Source organism: Flavobacterium sp. ZB4P23 (genome assembly GCF_003970375.1).
Taxonomy (GTDB): Bacteria; Bacteroidota; Bacteroidia; order Flavobacteriales; family Flavobacteriaceae; genus Flavobacterium.
Genome location: NZ_RYDK01000005.1, coordinates 212919 through 233317, shown reverse-complemented (window position 1 = coordinate 233317; position 20399 = coordinate 212919). Strand labels below are relative to the sequence as shown.

General features: G+C 35.4%; 16 protein-coding genes. 3 read left to right on the top strand and 13 right to left on the bottom strand.

Annotated features, from left to right (window positions below; all coding sequences use genetic code 11):
• Positions 1-65 precede the first annotated feature (65 nt).
• On the bottom strand, positions 66-1415 hold the full coding sequence (purB, locus tag EKL99_RS10300) for an adenylosuccinate lyase (RefSeq protein WP_126561938.1): 1350 nt from the start codon (positions 1413-1415) through the stop codon (positions 66-68).
• A 67-nt stretch (positions 1416-1482) separates the two neighbouring features.
• Positions 1483-2175 (bottom strand): NAD-dependent deacylase, encoded by a 693-nt coding sequence (locus EKL99_RS10295; RefSeq protein ID WP_126576899.1) that lies wholly within the window; start codon positions 2173-2175, stop codon positions 1483-1485.
• 217 nt (positions 2176-2392) lie between these two features.
• Here EKL99_RS10295 and EKL99_RS10290 point away from each other — a divergent pair, with 217 nt between their 5' ends.
• Positions 2393-3049, top strand: coding sequence for an RNA methyltransferase (locus tag EKL99_RS10290; protein ID WP_126576898.1), 657 nt, complete (start codon positions 2393-2395; stop codon positions 3047-3049).
• Between the two features lie 410 nt (positions 3050-3459).
• Here EKL99_RS10290 and EKL99_RS10280 read toward each other — a convergent pair whose 3' ends face one another.
• The 8 genes from EKL99_RS10280 to EKL99_RS10245 form a co-directional block, all read right to left on the bottom strand.
• Positions 3460-4008, bottom strand: coding sequence for a transposase (locus EKL99_RS10280; protein ID WP_126576897.1), 549 nt, complete (start codon positions 4006-4008; stop codon positions 3460-3462).
• Between the two features lie 472 nt (positions 4009-4480).
• The gene (locus EKL99_RS10275) at positions 4481-4975 is read right to left on the bottom strand and encodes a hypothetical protein (protein ID WP_126576896.1); all 495 of its coding nucleotides are present in this window, start codon (positions 4973-4975) and stop codon (positions 4481-4483) included.
• Positions 4976-5064: 89 nt separating this feature from the next.
• Complete coding sequence (locus tag EKL99_RS10270) at positions 5065-5760, bottom strand: DnaJ domain-containing protein (protein ID WP_126576895.1); 696 nt, start codon at positions 5758-5760, stop codon at positions 5065-5067.
• A gap of 487 nt (positions 5761-6247) precedes the next feature.
• The gene (gene secA / locus EKL99_RS10265) at positions 6248-9598 is read right to left on the bottom strand and encodes a preprotein translocase subunit SecA (RefSeq protein ID WP_126576894.1); all 3351 of its coding nucleotides are present in this window, start codon (positions 9596-9598) and stop codon (positions 6248-6250) included.
• 84 nt (positions 9599-9682) lie between these two features.
• Positions 9683-9904, bottom strand: a complete 222-nt coding sequence (locus tag EKL99_RS10260) for a DUF2795 domain-containing protein (protein WP_007138072.1) — start codon at positions 9902-9904, stop codon at positions 9683-9685.
• A 174-nt stretch (positions 9905-10078) separates the two neighbouring features.
• Positions 10079-10648, bottom strand: a complete 570-nt coding sequence (locus tag EKL99_RS10255) for a cob(I)yrinic acid a,c-diamide adenosyltransferase (protein ID WP_126455107.1) — start codon at positions 10646-10648, stop codon at positions 10079-10081.
• Positions 10649-10691: 43 nt separating this feature from the next.
• Positions 10692-11549, bottom strand: a complete 858-nt coding sequence (locus tag EKL99_RS10250; RefSeq protein WP_126561932.1) for a RimK family alpha-L-glutamate ligase — start codon at positions 11547-11549, stop codon at positions 10692-10694.
• A gap of 145 nt (positions 11550-11694) precedes the next feature.
• Positions 11695-12381 (bottom strand): ABC transporter ATP-binding protein, encoded by a 687-nt coding sequence (locus EKL99_RS10245; RefSeq protein ID WP_126455103.1) that lies wholly within the window; start codon positions 12379-12381, stop codon positions 11695-11697.
• 379 nt (positions 12382-12760) lie between these two features.
• On the opposite strand from EKL99_RS10245, the gene EKL99_RS10240 reads away from it, so the two are divergent.
• On the top strand, positions 12761-13435 hold the full coding sequence (locus EKL99_RS10240; protein WP_126576893.1) for a DUF6565 domain-containing protein: 675 nt from the start codon (positions 12761-12763) through the stop codon (positions 13433-13435).
• 52 nt (positions 13436-13487) lie between these two features.
• On the opposite strand, the gene EKL99_RS10235 is transcribed toward EKL99_RS10240, so the two are convergent.
• A complete protein-coding gene (locus EKL99_RS10235; protein ID WP_126561930.1) occupies positions 13488-14267 on the bottom strand; it encodes an O-methyltransferase in 780 nt (259 codons plus the stop codon).
• 272 nt (positions 14268-14539) lie between these two features.
• Here EKL99_RS10235 and EKL99_RS10230 point away from each other — a divergent pair, with 272 nt between their 5' ends.
• Positions 14540-16090: an SDR family NAD(P)-dependent oxidoreductase gene (locus EKL99_RS10230; RefSeq protein ID WP_126576892.1), complete on the top strand. Its 1551-nt coding sequence runs from the start codon at positions 14540-14542 to the stop codon at positions 16088-16090.
• Between the two features lie 660 nt (positions 16091-16750).
• Here the strand turns inward: EKL99_RS10230 and EKL99_RS10225 are convergent.
• On the bottom strand, positions 16751-18322 hold the full coding sequence (locus EKL99_RS10225; protein WP_126569058.1) for a carboxypeptidase-like regulatory domain-containing protein: 1572 nt from the start codon (positions 18320-18322) through the stop codon (positions 16751-16753).
• A gap of 183 nt (positions 18323-18505) precedes the next feature.
• The gene (locus EKL99_RS10220) at positions 18506-20368 is read right to left on the bottom strand and encodes an ABC-F family ATP-binding cassette domain-containing protein (protein ID WP_126569059.1); all 1863 of its coding nucleotides are present in this window, start codon (positions 20366-20368) and stop codon (positions 18506-18508) included.
• Between the last annotated feature and the right edge of the window lie 31 nt (positions 20369-20399).

Sequence of the window (20399 nt, the reverse complement as noted above, 5' to 3'; positions counted from 1 at the left end):
CTGCTCCCATAAAACGTTAAAATTTTATAGAAGCAGAATTTAATAAGAAGACGGGTTATTTTTTTTTAGCTGATTCCCAAAAAATTACTAGGAGTTATTTGCATTAATTCAGCTTTAATGGCATCCGAAACTTCAAGTGTTGCTATAAAACCGTGAATCGCTTTTTTATCAATAGCTTCATTGGTTCTGGTCAATCCTTTTAATGCTTCATACGGATTAGGATATCCTTCACGACGCAAAATTGTTTGAATTGCCTCGGCAACTACAGCCCAGTTTTTTTCTAAATCTTCGTGGAATTTTGGCTCGTTCAATAACAATTTGTTCAAGCCTTTCAAAGTAGCTTCAAAAGCGATTAACGTATGTCCTATTGGTACACCAATATTTCTCAAAACGGTACTGTCCGTTAAATCACGTTGCAATCTAGACAAAGGTAATTTAGCTGATAAATGTTCGAAAATCGCATTGGCCATTCCTAAATTTCCTTCTGAATTTTCAAAATCAATAGGATTAACTTTATGTGGCATAGCTGAAGAACCTATTTCTCCCGCTTTGATTTTTTGCTTAAAATATTCCATCGAAACATACGTCCAAATGTCTCGGTCCAAATCAATGATGATTGTATTTATTCTTTTCAACGCATCAAAAAATGCAGCAAAATGATCGTAATGTTCAATTTGAGTAGTAGGGAAGGAGTGGTGTAAACCAAGGTTGTCCTCCACAAATTTCCCTCCAAATTTTCTCCAGTCAATTTGAGGATACGCCACATGATGCGCATTGTAATTTCCAGTTGCACCACCAAATTTAGCTGCAAAAGGAATATTAAACAACAAACGCATTTGTTCTTCCAGACGTTCTACAAAAACACCAATTTCTTTACCCAAGCGCGTTGGTGAAGCCGGTTGTCCGTGGGTACGGGCAAGCATTGGAATATCGCGCCATTCGACACTTAGATCTTTTAATTTTGATGTCAAAGTGATCAAGGAAGGCATGTATACTTTCTCGAAAGCTTCTTTTGTCGAAAGCGGAATCGCCGTGTTATTAATATCTTGAGATGTTAATCCAAAGTGAATAAACTCTTTATATTGGGATAAGCCTAGTTTTTCAAAAGCATCTTTGATGAAATATTCTACCGCTTTTACGTCGTGGTTGGTTACTTTCTCCGTCTCTTTGATCCAAAGGGCATCTTCAGTAGAGAAGTTTTTATAAATATTACGTAAACTGTCGAATACATCTGGGTTTACGGTTGCAAGTTGAGGCAAAGGTACTTCGCACAAAGCAATGAAATATTCAATTTCAACCAATACACGGTATTTGATTAAGGCTTCTTCAGAGAAAAATGGAGCCAGCGAAATAGTCTTGTTTCTATATCTTCCATCAATAGGAGAAATAGCATTCAATTCGTTTAAAGTAGTCATTGTTTTGTTGTTTGTTCGAAAGGCGCAAATATAACCCTTTCGTGACAAAATAGAAAACGAATGGTTTTTAAATAAAGCCGATTAGCTTCTTTTTTAGTGTTTTCATTCCTTCTGATGCCACTTCAGGAATCACATCTAATGGATTTCGGAGATTTGGAATTTTTATGGGTTTTGGATCAATATAAAAAATAGGTGTTTCGCGGGCTGTAAAATCGATTAATCCGGCTGCAGGATACACTTGCAAAGATGTCCCAATCACCGCAAAATAATCTGCACCTTCACTAATTCTAATGGCTTGATCAAGTGCTGGAACTTCCTCGCCAAACCAAACAATATGTGGACGCAATTGATTTTTATTTTCATCGAAATCGCCAAAATTCAAATCGTCCTGCCAATCCAGAATGTAATTTGGGTTTTTGGTGCTTCTTACTTTCAACAATTCGCCGTGCAAATGCAACACATTCGTGCTTCCGGCGCGTTCGTGTAAATCATCTACATTTTGTGTGATGATGAAAACATCAAATTCATTTTCTAATTCAGCCAGAATTTGGTGGCCTAAATTAGGGTGTACTTCCTTGAGTTGTTTTCGTCTTTGATTATAAAAATCCAGTACCAAAGCCGGGTTTTTATGCCAACCTTCTGGAGTGGCCACATCCAGCACATTATGCCCTTCCCAAAGTCCGTCGCTATCCCGAAAGGTTTTGATGCCACTTTCGGCACTAATCCCCGCTCCTGTCAAAACCACTAATTTCTTTTTCATTTTATATCAATTTGGGCGTGACCACAAGGGTCGGGCTTTCAGCTTTATCTTTTTGGCTAAAAAGCCCAAAAAGGATACCGCCTCTATCCCTCACGCAAATTCCGCAATCATTTATAATTCAGCTTTTATGGAACAATCCCAAAAGCAGCTGTCAGAATCTACTTTTGAAGCTATAAAGCTAGTCTTTTTTACTATTTTTGCATAAATAAATATTCTAATGGTCGACATTGATTACCTTAATTTTCTTGAAAATATCCTAACGGATAACCGCAAAGAAAAATTCCTGAAAATATTAGAAAACAGAACCAATCATTTTACCATTGCTGTAGAAGATATTTTTCAAATGCACAATACCAGTGCAGTGATGCGAAGCTGCGAGATTTTTGGAATTCAGGAGTTGAACGTTATCGAGCAACGCTACGGAAAAAGTATCGACAAGGAAATTGCCATGGGCGCCCAAAAATGGGTCGATATCAATACCTTCGACAGCATTACAAACTGTGTGGACGCGTTAAAAAGTAAAGGATATCAAATAATCGCTACCACGCCACATGAGAATGATTGTTTGATGGAAGATTTTGACATTTCGAAACCCAGCGCTTTATTTTTTGGAACAGAAAGAGACGGATTATCAGAAGAAATTTTGAAGAGCTCCGATGGTTTTCTAAAAATTCCCATGGTGGGTTTTACAGAGAGTTTAAACATTTCAGTCTCAGCTGCAATTATCATTCAAAACCTGACGAATCGATTGCGCAATTCAAATATTGATTGGCATTTATCCGAAAATGAAATTTTAGAAAAGCGATTGGCTTGGGCCAAAAATTCAATAAAAGACATTAAGCGAATTGAAGAACGGTATTTTGAGGAGCATTAAAACGTTGTTTCACTTTCTAGTTGTATGTCTTTTATATTGTTCGGATTCATTTTATAGCGATAGACGCCGTTATTTCCAATGGCAAATAAAGCGAATCAAGGGTTAAAATATTAAGTTTATAAAGGCAGCTGCAATCTTGCCAAGCAGCTGCACTAATAATCCTTTTGCGGATCTAACTTTGCATGCTCTTTGAATATTTGTGTTTTTAATCAACTAATTAAAAAGAGATTCTATAGACTGTCTGATTCTAGACCTTCGCTAGCGCGAGCGTCCCGCTCGTGCCCACAATCTAAATCAATTCAAATCAATTTCTAAAATCGTTTGGTCGTTATTTCCATAATTCCTAGCACTACTATATTTCCAATAGATCCCCGCTAGCGCGTGCGTCCCGCTCGTGCCCACAATCTAAATCAATTCAAATCAATTTCTAAAATCGTTTGATCGTTATTTCCATAATTTCTAGCACTACTATATTTCCAATCTATCGGATCGGTTACAAAACCAGATTCTACAGGGTTTTGATGAATATAGGTAAGCTTTTGTTCAAAAACTTTTAACGACCAAATCTCAATGGGATGATTATCCTGTTGCCAAAATTGTCTATGCTTTACATTGCTATTCTTTTTTCTTGCTCGTTCCATAATCCAAAGCATCCATTCTCTTCGACTTTCTTGAGTGTTTTCTTCAATTGTTTTGAGCAATTTTTTTGATGTAAAACCTTTGAAGTCACGCATCAATCCTGATGGGTCTCCATTTTCGGAACGAAATATTAAATGCACATGACTAGGCATAATACAATAGCCGTAAATCTCCATTCCCTTTTTCTTTCGACAAAAGTCCAATGACTCAATAATATTACAAAAATATGCGTCTCTAGTAAATACATCAATCCAATTTACAGTTGCGAAGCTCACAAAATAAGCTCCCGTTTTCTCTCCAAATTTATATTTTGTGCTCATTTAGTTTATATTGTGTTTACTTTGTGGGCACGAGCGAGACGCTCGCGCTAGCGGGGAAAATCTATTTCTTCAAAACACAATTCCAATTCGATTAAACCGGAGTAACAAACGTGAAGCAGGCAAGTATAGAACTCGAATAAGACCTTTGGTTCTTAAAAATCAGAAAGATGCAATATGAAAATCCCTTAACTTAATGACATTGCGCTCGCGCTAGCGGGGTTGCTAAAACGTTCGCAAGTATATTTTAAATCTTTTTCAAATCTGTCGCAGATTATTGAGTAGATTTTTATTAATTTTAGGGCTTTAGGCTGATTAATCATATATTTAAACGTGCGTTAGATACACTATAAATATACTGTTTATCAGATTATTAATATAATTTTAAACAGATATTTCTTTCTTTTTAAACCCTTGATTCGCATTAATATTGTGTTTACTTTGTGGGCACGAGGGATATTTCGGTTTTTTTCGATTACAATTGTTGAACTAATTTTACTTTTAAATTTTTATCTAAAATTACATTGCAACTGTCTAAAATTATCGCTCCCATTTTATTTTTACCTCTAAAAAGATGTTTCATTTTAAAAATATCAACTGATTTATATTTTTTTAAATATTGTTCAGTCTCAGTTAAAACAGAGCTTCGCATTGATGCTAATTTTTCATAACTTTCGGTTGCTGATTTGATGGTGTTTTCGTGAGTCATAGACATTGCAAAATCATAAGCGTCAGAAACTCTTTTGTCCATATCATTATATTCTAAAACTAAATTTTTATATTTTTCTTCATCTTGATAAGATGATTTTCCCTTTTCTAATTTACCGAAACTTACAGATTCATAACTTTTTGGATCATCCATTTTTGTAGTTATATATTCTTGTACGTTTTCTTGGGCTTGATTTTCTGGACTTTTAGTACAAGACGCAAAAGCAATAACTAATGATAATCCTAAAATAATTTTCTTCATAATTTAAATTTTTAAAAGGTTTTGTTTATAAGTTTTTTTAGGCAAACTGACTGCCAACGTTGGAGTAGCTATTATAGGAAGTTTCTAGTTTAGACATTTAAATTTTTTGTGTCAATTTCTAATGGTATTATTTTCTTTTTATAGCTTGGTCTTCCTGGAATTCTTCCACCATAAAGTTCTAAAAAATACGTTTTTATATTCGGAACCTCAAACATCACGTAACCGATAGTAGGTAAATGTGGTTGACATTCTTTTTCAAATATCATTTCTTTCTGATTTAAATTTAAATATCTTATTTCTTGTCCTAAACTTGAATAACAATTTAAATCTTCATCGTATAATTTGAAGTCAGTGAATGATAATTTCCGAACTTCTTTGTCAATATTTTTAATTCCTAGCTTAACAATGAAGTAAATCCCATCAGCAACTATTTTTTGGTAATGAATACTAATTTCTTTAGTGAATTTTGTTTCTTTGATTTGATAAATTAAATTTTCGACTTGAATTTCGTCAGAGTAATCACTATAATCGAAATGTTCTGTTACAGATTTCTTTTTATCTACTTTTGACGAATTGTCTTTACTTTGAGAAGAAGATTTATTAGTGTTTTCTATGTGAGAAATTAGAGATTCATAAGCTTTGTGGATCATTTTAAATTCCTCAATATAATCATTATTTTGATTGACATCAGGATGAAATTTTTTAGCTAATTTTCTATAGGCACTTTTTATCTCTTCTATCGTACTTCCTTCTTTTATAAACAGGTGATCGTAATATTGTTTCATATATTAATTGTGCGTATTTTCGGAAATTGCCTATAACTTGTATATACTACTGACGACGTCCGACTTATCCACCCTAAATTGGGTCGCTTTGTCTGATAAACGTCAATTTTTATTTACTTTCAAATATATAAATAAATCACTGAAAATACTTATAAAATAAAAAAGTAATTCATTTATTTTCAAAGATATATTCTTTGATTATAGGATTATTACGGGAAACCGTAAACGGAGTTATTTATCGCAAAATCCCTAGCCCCGACCGCAGCGGAAAGCCTATGCCGGTTGAAAACTACTTTTTTCTGGTGGTGGCAGAGCGACCGACGGAAGCACCTGACAGCGGCTAGAAAAAGGGTTTAAAACCAAATAGCTTGCAGCGTAGGGCGGGAAATGGCTCCTGAAATTAGATCCTGAAATAAATTCAGGATAAAAAAAATTCCCCAACTACTTTCGTAATTGAGGAATTTAATTTAAGGTATCGAAACGGTTATTAGTTAACGATAACCCATTGTCCTGAAGCGATTAAGCTCTCGGCTTTTTTGTATTTCATTTCTTGAGTTTGTCCGTTGGCCACGTTCTGAATCGTAACAGTATCATTGCGATTAATTTTTGGCATATCTCTCACGATAGTTTCGGTAACTTGGCGTTGTTGCGTTTGTCCCGCTTCACGATTTTGTGTTGCTAATTCATCAGAATTCAGCACCTCGTCTTTGCTCAATTGAAAGTCTTCTTTCTGACGTACTTCTTTCGCTTCTTGAATTTGTTGGTTTTCTTGAGCCGGTAAATCGCCTTTGAACAAGAACGAAATTACTTCTTTATTGACATTGTCAATCATAGCTCTAAACAAATTGAAAGCCTCGAGTTTGTAAATTAGCAATGGATCTTTTTGTTCGTGAACCGCAAGTTGTACCGATTGTTTCAACTCATCCATTTTGCGCAAGTGTTTTTTCCAAGCTTCATCAACAATAGATAATGTAATATTTTTTTCAAAATCAGCAACAAGTTGAGCTCCCTCAGTTTCGTAGGCTTTTTTCAAATCAGTAACTACATTCAACGATTTGATTCCATCTGTAAATGGAACAACAATGCGTTCAAATTGGTTGTTTTTGTCTTCGTAAACATTTTTTATAATAGGAAATGCTTCTCTGGCGCTTCGTACTGTTTTTTCGGTGTAATATTCTAATGTAGCTTTGTATACTTTACCTGTTAATTCCATTTCGCTGAGTTTTATGAACTCACTTTCAGTAACCGGTGATGTAATAGAGAAATAACGAATTAATTCGAATTCGAAGTTTTTGAAATTGTTAGTCGCTTTGTTTTGATCAATAATGAGTTCGCAGGTGTCATACAGCATGTTGGCAATATCTAATTTCAAACGCTCTCCAAACAAAGCATGACGACGACGTTTGTACACTACTTCACGTTGCGCATTCATTACGTCATCATATTCCAATAAACGCTTCCGAACACCAAAGTTGTTTTCTTCTACTTTTTTCTGAGCACGTTCAATAGATTTGGTCATCATAGAATGCTGAATCACTTCACCTTCTTGTAATCCCATTCTGTCCATTACTTTTGCCACTCTTTCAGAACCAAACAAACGCATGAGGTTGTCTTCCAGAGAAACATAAAACTGAGAACTTCCCGGATCACCCTGACGTCCTGCACGACCACGCAACTGACGATCCACACGACGCGAATCATGACGTTCCGTACCTACAATTGCTAATCCACCTGCGGCTTTTACTTCGGCAGATAATTTAATATCGGTACCACGACCAGCCATGTTTGTTGCAATTGTTACCACACCAGGTTTCCCTGCTTCTTCAACGATTTGCGCTTCTTGTTTGTGCATTTTTGCATTCAAGACATTGTGTGCAACACCTCTCATTTTCAACATTCGGCTTAACAATTCTGAAATCTCTACTGAAGTTGTACCAATAAGAACCGGTCTCCCTGCTTTAGATAATTCTGAAACGTCTTCGATTACGGCATTGAATTTTTCACGAGTAGTTTTATAAATAAAATCTTCTTTATCTTTTCTGGCCATTGGTCTGTTCGTAGGAATTTCTACCACGTCCAGTTTGTATATTTGCCACAACTCACCTGCTTCAGTAGAGGCTGTTCCTGTCATTCCTCCCAGTTTGTTGTACATTCTGAAGTAATTCTGTAATGTAACTGTTGCAAATGTTTGTGTTGCTGCTTCAATTTTTACATTTTCTTTGGCTTCAATGGCTTGGTGTAAACCGTCAGAATACCGGCGACCGTCCATTATACGTCCCGTTTGCTCATCAACAATCATGATTTTGTTGTCCATGATTACATATTCTACATCTTTTTCGAATAAAGCGTATGCTTTCAAAAGTTGTGTCAGGGTGTGGATGCGCTCACTTTTGATTCCGAAATCTTGAAATAATTTTTCCTTCTCTTCCGCTTCTGCATCTTTATCAAGTTTTCTTTTTTCGATAGCGGCAATTTCGGTTCCAATGTCCGGAAGTACAAAAAAGTCAGAATCAGTATCTCCGGAAAGGAATTGGATACCATTGTCAGACAGTTCTACCTGATTGTTTTTTTCTTCAATAACAAAATACAATGCCTCATCAATCTTGTGCATTTCTCTTTTGTTATCCTGCATGTATTGATTTTCGGTTTTTTGAAGCAATTGTCTAATTCCTTCTTCACTCAAAAATTTAATCAATGCTTTATTTTTTGGTAATGCTCGGTAGGCTCTTAACAATTGGAATCCACCTTCTTTAGTGTTTCCTTCTTTTATTAATTTTTTAGCTTCAGATAGGAAGCCGTTTGCCAATTGACGTTGTAAACTAACCAAATTTTCAATTTTTGGTTTCAATTCGTTAAACTCATGGCGATCTCCCTGAGGAACTGGACCTGAGATAATTAATGGTGTTCTTGCATCATCAATCAAAACAGAATCGACTTCATCGACAATCGCATAATTGTGTTTTCTTTGCACTAAATCTTCTGGAGAATGTGCCATATTATCTCTCAAGTAGTCAAAACCAAACTCATTATTGGTTCCGTACGTGATATCAGCATCGTATGCTTTTTTTCTTCCTTCTGAGCTTGGTTGATAATTGTCAATACATTCTACTGACATACCATGAAATTCAAATAAAGGTGCTTTCCATGTACTATCTCTTTTTGCCAAATAATCGTTGACAGTCACTAGATGTACTCCGTTTCCTGTCAATGCATTTAAGTAAAGCGGCAAAGTTGCCACTAATGTTTTTCCTTCACCTGTTTGCATTTCTGCTACTTTTCCTTCATGTAAAACCATTCCGCCAATTAATTGTACGTCATAGTGAATCATGTCCCAAGTAATTTCTTTACCCGCAGCACTCCAAGAATTTGCCCAGATCGCAGTGTCTCCATCTAGAGTTATATAGCTTTTTGTTGCCGAAAGTTCACGGTCTTTTGCAGTGGCAGTTACAATTACTTGTGTACTGTCTTTGAAACGTCTAGCCGTTTCTTTGACTACAGCAAAAGCTTCCGGAAGAATTTCTAACAACGTTTTTTCCGAAATATCATAAGCCTCTTTTTCCAGCGCATCAATAGCGACGTAAATATCCTCTCGTTTGTCGATATCTTCAATACTTTCAACTTCTACTTTCAGAGCACTAATTTTAGCATCTTTTTCAGAACGGTCTTGTTTTATTTTTTCTTTGAAAAATGCAGTACGCGCTCTAAGCTCATCATTAGATAATGCCATTAAAGGAGTTTCAAAAGTTTTAATTTTGTTAAGATACGGCTGTAAAGCTTTCACATCTTTTTGAGATTTATCCCCAACAAAGACTTTGATAATACTATTTATAAAACTCATAATATGTTTTTATTTCTGTTTGTGTAATTCTGTAAATTTAAACAAAAAAAAAGCCTCTTTAGAGACTTTTTCTTGGTTTACTTTTTAATATTCATCCTCATTCCAAAGATAATCTTCGTCTGTAGGATAATCTGGCCAAATTTCTTCCATTGATTCATATATCTCGCCTTCATCTTCTATAGACTGAAGGTTTTCTACTACTTCTAATGGAGCTCCAGCTCTAATAGCGTAGTCAATAAGTTCGTCTTTGTTAGCAGGCCACGGTGCATCACTTAGATAGGATGCTAATTCTAATGTCCAATACATCTTGTTGTCTGTTTAGTTTTGTGCAAAAATAAATTTTTTACTGAAAAAGACAAGTAAAAAATCATTTATTTTAATAAAAAGTTAAGAACGTTTTTTTTGATTTAAATTTTGCGGTTAAAAAGTTTGCATTTTTTCACTATAAATACAACTGAAAAAGACCTTAAATGCTGCAAATTATTTTCTAGGAATCCATTGAACTTCCGTAGCTTTCAGATCATGAGACAACTTTCGTGCCAACACAAAAAGGTAGTCAGAAAGTCGGTTCAGGTACTTTATTGCGATTTCTGCAACCGGTTCGTTGTGGCTTAAATGAACTGCTAAACGCTCCGCTCTACGGCATACGCAACGTGCTATATGACAATATGACACGGTTGTATGTCCTCCAGGAAGTACGAAATGAGTCATGGGTGGTAATGCTTCTTCCATGCTGTCAATTTCATTTTCCAACAGTTCAATATCTGATTCAATTATTCCGAGTTTTTTCAAACGAAGTTCGCCGTTTTTCAGTACTTCTTTTTCCGGTGGCGTTGCTAATATAGCGCCTACTGTAAACAAACGATCCTGAATCTCGATTAGAATTTCTTTGTAATGGGAATTCATCTCCTGATCTCGGATTAGTCCAATGTGAGAATTCAATTCGTCTACCGTACCATAACTTTCTATTCGTGCATGATCCTTTGGGACTCTGGTTCCGCCAAAAAGTGCCGTGGTTCCTTTATCACCAGTCTTTGTATATACTTTCATCCAAGGTTTGTGTTAATTTGTAATTTGTTTGATGGAAACAAATTTACTGTATTAATTCCACTATTGCCGTAACAAATCGTTCCAGTGAACCTTCACTTAAATTGAAATATAAATCAGGTTCAATGCATTCAATTTCCATTAAATAAAGTTCATTATCAATCAGTATCCCATCTACCCTGGCGTACAGTAAGTTCTCTTGAAAAGTATCAACAACTTTTTGTGCTTTTTCAATCAATTCTGAACTGGGATGTACCAAATTATAGATGCCACCAAATAGGGATTGTACTCTAAAATCTCCATTTACCGGCTTTTTGTTAACCGCATGAGAGAATTTTTTATTGAAAAAGATAAATGAAGTTTCACCTAGAGTCTGAATCTCCGGCATAAATTCCTGTAACAGCAAGTCTTTCTCTGCAGCTATGGTCGCATATTTCTGGTTTATTTCTTCACTATCTGATGTTTCAAAAACTTCAGTGAGATACGATCCTGCCGAAAATGCGGGTTTTATGACTGCTTTTTTCCAATGGGAAGGTAGGTGTTCAGCTAGATTCAGAGTGTCTGTTTTGTCAATAAATACGGTTGGTAATATTGTGATTCCTTGCTTTTGCATTTCACGCAAATAAAACTTGTGTATGTTTTGTTTGATTATTTCAATCGGGTTAAGTGTTTTGATACCCAGTTTTTCTATTTGGTGGAGCCAAATATTAAATTCGGTTTCTTTTTCGAAATAATCCCAAGTATTGCGAAAAATTAGGTAATCAAAATCAGCCCAGTTAATGGTTTTGTCACTCCAAATCACCGCTTTGGCGTTAATATTATGTTTGGCTAGTGCAGGAATTATTTTTTGATCTTCAGGATTTAAATCGGGAAGTTTTTGGCAGGTTAGTATGGCGATATTCATTTTAGGTACTAGTTTTTATTTGGGGTTTAAAAGATATTTGTAAGTGAGATTTTTTAGCCCGGATAGAAGCGGTATCCTGTTTCTTTTTTCTTTTTAAAAAAGAAAGAGATACAAGCGTATAGCCGGAAAAAGCTCCTAAAAAAAATTATTTGGTCGTATCGCTTTCAATAATTCCGTCACGCAAACGTATAATTCGATGCGCATACGCGGCAATTTCTTCTTCGTGCGTTACTAAAATAACGGTGTTCCCATTGGTATGGATGTCTCCAAAAAGTTTCATGATTTCAAGAGAGGTTTTGCTGTCTAAATTTCCTGTAGGTTCATCCGCTAAAATGATGGACGGCTTATTGACCAAGGCACGTGCAATTGCCACCCGCTGGCGTTGACCTCCTGAAAGTTGGTTGGGTTGGTGATCCATTCTGTCAGCAAGATTTACTTGTTCTAAAACTTCCGTGGCGCGTTTATTTCTATCAGATTTAGAGAAACCGGCATAAATCATGGGTAAAGCTACATTGTCTAGTGCGGTTGTTCTGGGTAAAAGATTGAAAGTTTGGAAAACAAATCCTATTTCTTTATTGCGAATTTCGGCTAATTCATCATCTTTCATCTGGCTGACATCCTTCCCATTCAGGATGTAACTGCCAGAAGTTGGCGTGTCTAAGCAACCTAATAAATTCATTAAGGTAGATTTTCCGGATCCTGAAGGTCCCATTAATGCTACGTACTCGCCTTTATTTATTTCTAAATCAATGCCTTTGAGAACATATACAATTTCATTTCCAAGTACAAAATCTCGTTTGATATTGGTTATTTTGATTAGCGGGTTTGCCATTAGAATGTATGATTTTTTGACCTTCGACGGTGCGTAGGGTGCTATTAAATTAGATTTTAAAAGTACAAAAGACTTTTGAATTATTAATAAGTAGATGTTTTTTAAATTTGTTACATTTTGAGCTTAGGTTTATGCGGTCAGATAATTTTTTATTAATGAAGTACTTGCGTTTTTTTCTATTTTCTTGGTAAATGTATTTTTTAATACGTTAAATCATTCTATTAAATTTTATGTTATTATAGTATAAATTTGTATAATTTACACTTTATTGGTATTTATTTCATAATTATTTTAATTATTTATAACATTTTTTGGTTATAATTGATAATATAATAATATTACTTATTTTTGTTAAAAGTATTAATCAAATCAAGAAGTTATGAAAAGTACAAAAATGGTGTTAGGAATAGCGGTAGTCGCTTTAGGATTTGCCTCCTGTAAAGATGAAAAAACAGAGCAAGCGGAGAAAATAGTGGATTCTTATGTGATGTATGTGGATTCATTAGGGAATGTTTCTTCCGAGAATGCTAAAGCAAACTGGCAAGGAATTGAAGCTACGTATCAATTAAAAAGTGGTAATGCAAAGGCAGCATTGGCAAATATGAAAGACAATGCGGAGGCGCAGAAATACCTTGATGAAGCAAATGCTAAATACGAGGCTTTGAAAGCAAAATACGAAGCCAAAATAGAGGCTCAAGATAAAGCCGCCGCTGCTGCAAACCCAAAACAACAAATGAGGAATACTTTATTTGGTGAAGGGAAAGTGGGTGAGGATATGAGTTTTGCCTGGGTGGATAAAGATAATATTCTTAGCGTGTACCAGCAATTTGTAGATGCAGTTGAAACGAATAAAGATAAGTATTCTCGTGAAGACTGGGACGAAATCAAATTGATGTATGAAGCATTGGACAGTAGAAAAAATACAGTTGAAAAAGAAGGACTTTCAGTGGATGATAACAGAAAAATTTCGGGTTTAAAATTAAAATTTGCACCAATTTATACGCTAAACAGAATGGAAGCAAAATCTGGAGAAATGAAAAAAGCTAAAGAATAAAAAGTAGTTATTCGATATTGAAAATGGCAGTCAGCAATGGCTGTCACTTTTTTTAGGTTCGAATCACAAAATGTTCTTTTGGTTGTTCTCTCCTAAAAAATACCAATCCCCACTGAAATGTGTCAATTGTTACCGTTACTTTGGGATGGTTTTTTATAATTTCCCAAGCTTGTTCCATTTCTGGCGACCAGTGAATGTCATCGAATATCCAAAGGGTTTCGTTCGTAATGGTAGGAAGTAATACTTCAAAATAGTCTAATGTTGCTTTCTTGGAGTGATTGCCGTCGAAGTAAATTAGGTTATGGGTTTTAGGCTTTAGGCTTTCGGTTTGTAAATAAGTACTGAACTCTGTTATTTCGGAACATATAGTATTGAAATTGAATTTTTTAAATTGCAATTGAGCTTGTCTAGCGGTTTCAGGACAACCTTCTAAAGTGATTATTTGGGCTTTTAAATTCCCTAAAGCTAGGGCAGAAGTCGCCAATCCCAATGAAGTTCCAATTTCTAAAATAGAGTCCGGTTGAAAATAATTGGTGATTCTAAAAAGTAATTCAGCTCGCTTGGGAGAAATCCCTGCTGTTTTGGCAATCTTGGCAATAACTCTGGAATTCGATTTAAACACTTTGGAACCCGCACCAAAATCAGTGACTTCAATGGTATTATTGTTTGCTAAAAGCGAGTTTCTATATTCTCTTAAAATCGTATATTCCGGTTTTGATTTTTTATCATAAAAGCATCTCGTCAATAAAGTAAACACAAATGGCGAATGCACCGCATGCTCATTTTTTGAGTGCCAAAGGAATTGTAAATACGATTTGATTTGAAACAGCATGGAACTTTTTTGTTACACAGAGATTCTCAAAGAGAAAACACGAAGATACACTGAGTTTTTCAATTTTGTGAATCTTTGCGGTTGCTTCGTGCATCTTGGTGAAAGAACATTGTGGGTGCGAAGATAGTAAGATAATAGTCGAAAGTCAAAATACAATTCTATCATCTTTGCGCTTCGACTTCCGACAGTATTGCTTCGAAACATTACGACTTTAAAAAGGCTATATTTGCAGCCTTGGAATTTACACAAGAATAATATCCATTTTTTTTACGATGATGATTGAACAAATAGAACATAAAACTACGATAAGCTCTGAAGAAATTGACCGCTGCATCGCTATTTTAGCACAATTGAATACGGATACGGATCAAATATTTGATATTCCAAAAGAGCAACGCACCGCTTTAATCAAAGCGGCAGGTATGTTTTCCAGACCCGATCGTGACGAGCTTTCCCGGAGAAAAAAAGACGGTAAAGTGGCTGCTAAACGCAAAATGGAAAAACGAGACCGAACCGCCCGTAAGGTAACCGGAATCCGCCATGCGCGTGAAGCAAGTGTTTTTATGGCGCCAAAACTTTTGGCTTACAATGATCTTGTGAACAAAGAACAATTGGAACTGGAAACTCCACGAAACTGTTACGTGTGTAAAACGGAGTTTACTAAAATGCACCATTTTTACGATACAATGTGTACCGATTGTGGCGATTTTAATTATGCCAAACGTTTTCAAACCGCAGATGTAAATGGGCAAGTTGCCGTTATCACAGGTTCTCGTCTAAAAATTGGATATCACATTACGTTGATGTTGTTGCGTGGTGGAGCAACCGTTATTGCAACAACTCGCTTTCCGGTGGATTCCGCATTGCGTTTTTCTAAGGAAGACGATTTCATGGATTGGGGACATCGTTTGAAAATTCACGGATTGGATTTGCGACACATCCCAAGTGTAGAGATTTTCTGCAATTTTATAGAGCAAAAATACGATCGTTTGGATATTCTGATTAATAATGCAGCGCAAACGGTGAGGCGTCCTGCGGGATTTTATACGCATCTAATGGAAAATGAGGAGCGTTCCATTGCTTCTTTGCCGCAACAGGCACAGGAATTATTACTGGATCATACGAATTGTCTGGATGAATTAAAAGTGTTGACGGCAGGGGCTTCCTCCAATCAGAATATGCCGGTGACTTGGCACGGACCAGAACCTGGAATTGGGTTGCGGGCTTCCGCTAAATTGTCTCAAATTCCGTATTCGTTTGATAATGCTTTGGTGGCAAATGAAGTTTTCCCGGAAGGGGAACTTGATGCCGATTTACAGCAAGTCGATTTAAGAAAAACCAACAGCTGGCGTTTACGTTTGGGACAAATAGAAACCACAGAAATGATCGAAGTGCAACTGGTAAATTCCGTGGCGCCTTTTGTATTATGTAACCGCCTTTCGGAAGTGATGAAGAAAGAGAGCACTGGGAAAAAGCACATCATTAATGTGTCGGCGATGGAAGGGAAGTTTCATCGCTTTTTCAAAGAAGACCGTCATCCACATACCAATATGGCCAAAGCTGCTTTGAATATGCTGACACATACTTCCTCAGGAACTTTAGCAAAAGACGGCATTTTTATGAATGCGGTTGATACCGGCTGGGTAACCGACGAAGATCCTGCAGAATTAGCCAAAAGAAAACAGGAAGAAGAGGATTTTCAACCGCCATTGGATATTGTGGATGGAGCAGCACGAGTGATGGATCCGTTGTTTGACGGTATTAATACAGGAAAACATTGGTGCGGGAAGTTTTTGAAAGATTACAATCCGATTCCTTGGTAGAAATCCCCCTAACCCCCGAAGGGGGAATTAAAAAAGGATATAGAATAAAACAACCACAGTAGAATTGGATTTTGCTGTGGTTGTTTTGTGACTACTATTGTGAGCGCAAAGTCAGAGACATTTGCGCAGCATAATCAAGAACTATTGTATGCTTTGAAGAGCGGGGCTGCTAAAAAAATAAGGAAAAAATCTGAAATTATATTTAAACCAGACTTTTTTTCAGGGTAATAAAATACTTAGAGCCTGTTTATATGAGCTAGGAAGGGAACTTTTGATTTTTATTAAAACTTTCGGATAGCTGTGAAAATAAAACTACAAAGCATCAAATGGACTTTTTATTAATTCTAATATTTCTTACTAATTTGTAATCACTGTTTTTCCTAAAAAACACAACCCCAACATTTCTAGCGTTACCGCTAAAAATATTGGGGTTGTGTTTTGATAATTAGTCAGTTTTGTCATTGCGAGGCACGAAGCAATCACATAACGAGAGCAAAAAATGGGATTGCTTCGTGCCTTGCAATGACTCTAGCCTTCTATCTTCGCGCTCAGTTCAAACCAGCGTTCCTCTTTCTCTTCAATTTTATTGATGAGGTTTTTTTTTAATTAGTTGAATCTAGTTTTTAAAAAGATTTGATACAGAAACATTGTGATGAGGTATTATTCTTTAACTTTAAAACGCTTTAATTCTGCTACTGGTTCAATAGCATGGTATCCTTTCCATATTTTAGGATCGTATGATTTTAAGGATACAATGTTGAATTCATTTTCAACAACTTTAGTAACATCAGTATCTGTTACAAGGGAATGTGATAGATTTAAAAATTCAGTTTTAGTCGTAGAGTTTCCTTCATATTTTATGTCTAATGATAGAATGTCTTTGTCTTCTTTGGTGATTTCAATAAATTTCAAAGGTCGGTTTATATAAAAATAATTCCCATTTTCTTCAGAGGCATAATGCAAGTAATAATTCTTGTTTTCAGATTTTTTGCGAAACATTAAAATTCCTTTGTTGTTATTTTGGGCTACTTTAATGCCTAAAAGCCATTTTAAATTAACATTGTGTAGATTTTCTCCTTCATCAAGTTGGTATTCAGCTCTAAGAACTGCATAATCCGACTCATTAATGTAGAGTTTACCGGTAAATTTTGCACTACCTTTTTTTGGTAAAAATGAAAGTACAAATGCATAATCGTTATCCTCAGTAAAAGTAGTTCCTTCAAATTTGTAAGTGTACAGTTCTGGATTATTTATAAAATCATGCTCAGAAGATTTACCTAAATTATTGTTCTTGATGAATTGTATTAAATTGTATTTGGTAGTTGTTAAAAGCGTACTTTGATCTGCTGTTTTAGATTTTGTTTTCTTTTTGTTGAAATCTTTTCTTAAAGAAATAGTATCTCGAGAACCGATGAGTCCACTTTTAATGCGGTAATACTTTGTAGAATCTAAGTGCTTTAACATTGTTTTTATACCAATTTCTTTCAACTCTTCTGATGAGGTTGTACTTCCTTCATTTTTGAGAACAGTTGCTTTAAGAACGTTAATTTTATGCGATTCAAATGACTTATTATCTTTTTTAATAGTATGAGTAAATAAATTACACAACATGTCTGTATACTCTTTTGGGGGTGATTTAATTAAGGCATTGGTGAAATTTTGAACATCACTATTGACTTGCTTAAGCGCTTGTTTTGAAAAACCTGTCGACTGATTTATATCAACTACAACTTCTTTAGGATATGTCGCCGTTGATTTTCTCACAAATAACATGTCTTTAATAGGATTATCGGTATTTCTATAATTTATAGAAAGATTAGCCTTTACCGTAGCCATGATAACATAAGGATTTGGTTTTTCACCATTTACTTGTACATCATTTAATTCAAAAATAGTAGGAGTGAGTGCTATGATATAATCTAGTTTTGATAATTGACTCACCTTAACTTCAAGATTTTTATATCCAAGATACGTAATGATTAGTGTATTTTCGTGTTGAATTGCAGTTTCAGATAGGTTAAAAAAACCTTCGGCATTTGAAATCAAATGCTCTTTTTTATCAATATTGATGGTGGCGTAGGGAATAGGTTCTTTAGTAGTTGCATCAATTATTTTTACTGAAATATTTTGTGACCAAGAATATTGAAAAAACAAAATAGTACTCAACAAGAGCAGGTATGGTATGAATTTAGATTTTTTTTTGATGGATGTGTTTGTAGATTTTACGTTCATTTGAGTTGATTTACAGTTTGATGATTGAAATTGATAGTCAAATGTATATGTTATTTCAATACTCAAGTTATGTAATTGTGCTAATTTTCTGTTAATATACTCATGCGAAAAACCCCACCACAAGCTACTATTATGTAATTTGTGATGGGGTTTTTACAAAAATTGAATACAATTATAAGTTTTTTATCCTTCCATTTTGGCACTTAATTCAAACCAACGCTCTTCTTTGAGTTCCATCTTTTGGATGAGGTTTTGCAATTCATTTCCTTTTTTCTCGATGTCAGCATCAGTAATTTTTCCGTCCGAAAATAATTGCTCAATAGCTATTTTCTGAAGCTCTAAGTCCTTGATTTCTTTCTCTGTTTTCTGGAATTCTTTTTGCTCGTTGAACGTTAGGTTACCGGTTGGATTGTTTTGTTTCCAGTCTTTCTTTTCGGCTTTGTTTTCTTCTTTTTGAGCCACATCAGTGCTGTCTTCGTAGGCTCTGAAATCAGAATAGTTGCCAGGGAAATTTTCCACGACACCATCACCTCTAAAAATGAATAAGTGATCCACAATTTTATCCATGAAATACCTGTCATGAGAAACCACTAAAAGACAACCCGGAAAATCCAAAAGGAAACTTTCCAAAACATTCAGCGTCACAATATCTAAATCATTCGTAGGCTCATCCAGAATCAAGAAGTTCGGATTCTGAATCAAAACTGTACACAAGTACAAACGTTTCAATTCGCCACCGCTTAATCGGTCCACAAAATCATATTGTTTTTTAGCATCAAACAAGAAACGCTCTAACAACTGCGAAGCTGAAATCAATTTCCCTTTCATCAATGGAATGAATTCTCCGTATTCCTTAATTACATCAATCACACGTTGACCCGGTTTTGGGTTTATTCCGCTTTGCGTGTAGTAACCCACTTTTATCGTTTCGCCAATCACCACTTTACCGCTATCAAGCGAAACGTTTCCGGTCAATAAATTCAAGAAAGTAGATTTACCAGTTCCGTTTTTCCCAATGATTCCAATGCGTTCGCCACGTTGAAAATCAAAACTGAAATTATCCATAATGACATGATCCTTGAATTTCTTGGAAATTTTGTGAAGCTCGATAATCTTGCTTCCCATACGTTCCATGTTAATTTCAAGCTCTACTTTGTTTTCACGGCGGCGGCTTTGTGCTTTTTCTTTGATGTCATAGAAGTCATCCTGACGGGATTTAGATTTGGTCGTTCTCGCTTTTGGCTGACGACGCATCCATTCCAGTTCTTTTACAAAAAGGTTTTGCGCTTTATCCACACTCGAATTTTCTGATGCAATGCGTTCCTCTTTTTTCTCTAAATAATACGAGTAATTTCCTTTGTATTGGTATAATTTTCCGTTATCCAGTTCGATGATTTCGTTACAAACACGCTCCAAGAAGAAACGGTCGTGCGTCACCATAAACAACGTAATATTTTCTTTAGTAAAATAGCTTTCCAGCCATTCAATCATCTCTAAATCCAAGTGGTTGGTAGGCTCATCCAGAATTAATAAATCGGGACGATTGATCAAAATAATAGCTAATGAAAGTCTTTTTTTCTGTCCACCAGAAAGATTTTTTACTTTCAGTTTGAAATCTTCCAACTTCAGTTTGAACAGGATTTGCTTGTATTGTGTTTCAAAGTCCCACGCATTGTGCTGATCCATTCCGTCAAAAGCTTTTTGGTAGGCTTCTTCGTCTTCCGGATTTTCTAATGCTTTTTCATACGCTTCTATCACTTTCAAAGTCTCATTATCCGATGCGAAAATGCTTTCTTCAATCGTCAATTCTTCCTGCAAATTGTTATTTTGCGAAAGGAAGGCCATTTTGATACCTTTTCTGAGTACAACTTGTCCGGTATCTGATTCTTCCAAACCGTTAATGATGCTCATGATAGTCGTTTTTCCAGAGCCATTTTTGGCAATGAAGGCGATTTTTTGGTCTTTACTAATTCCAAAAGAAATGTTTTCAAAAAGTGTTCTTTCTCCAAAAGATTTAGAGATATTTTCGACAGATAAGTAATTCACTTTGTAGGGTATGAGTTATAAATTATAAGAG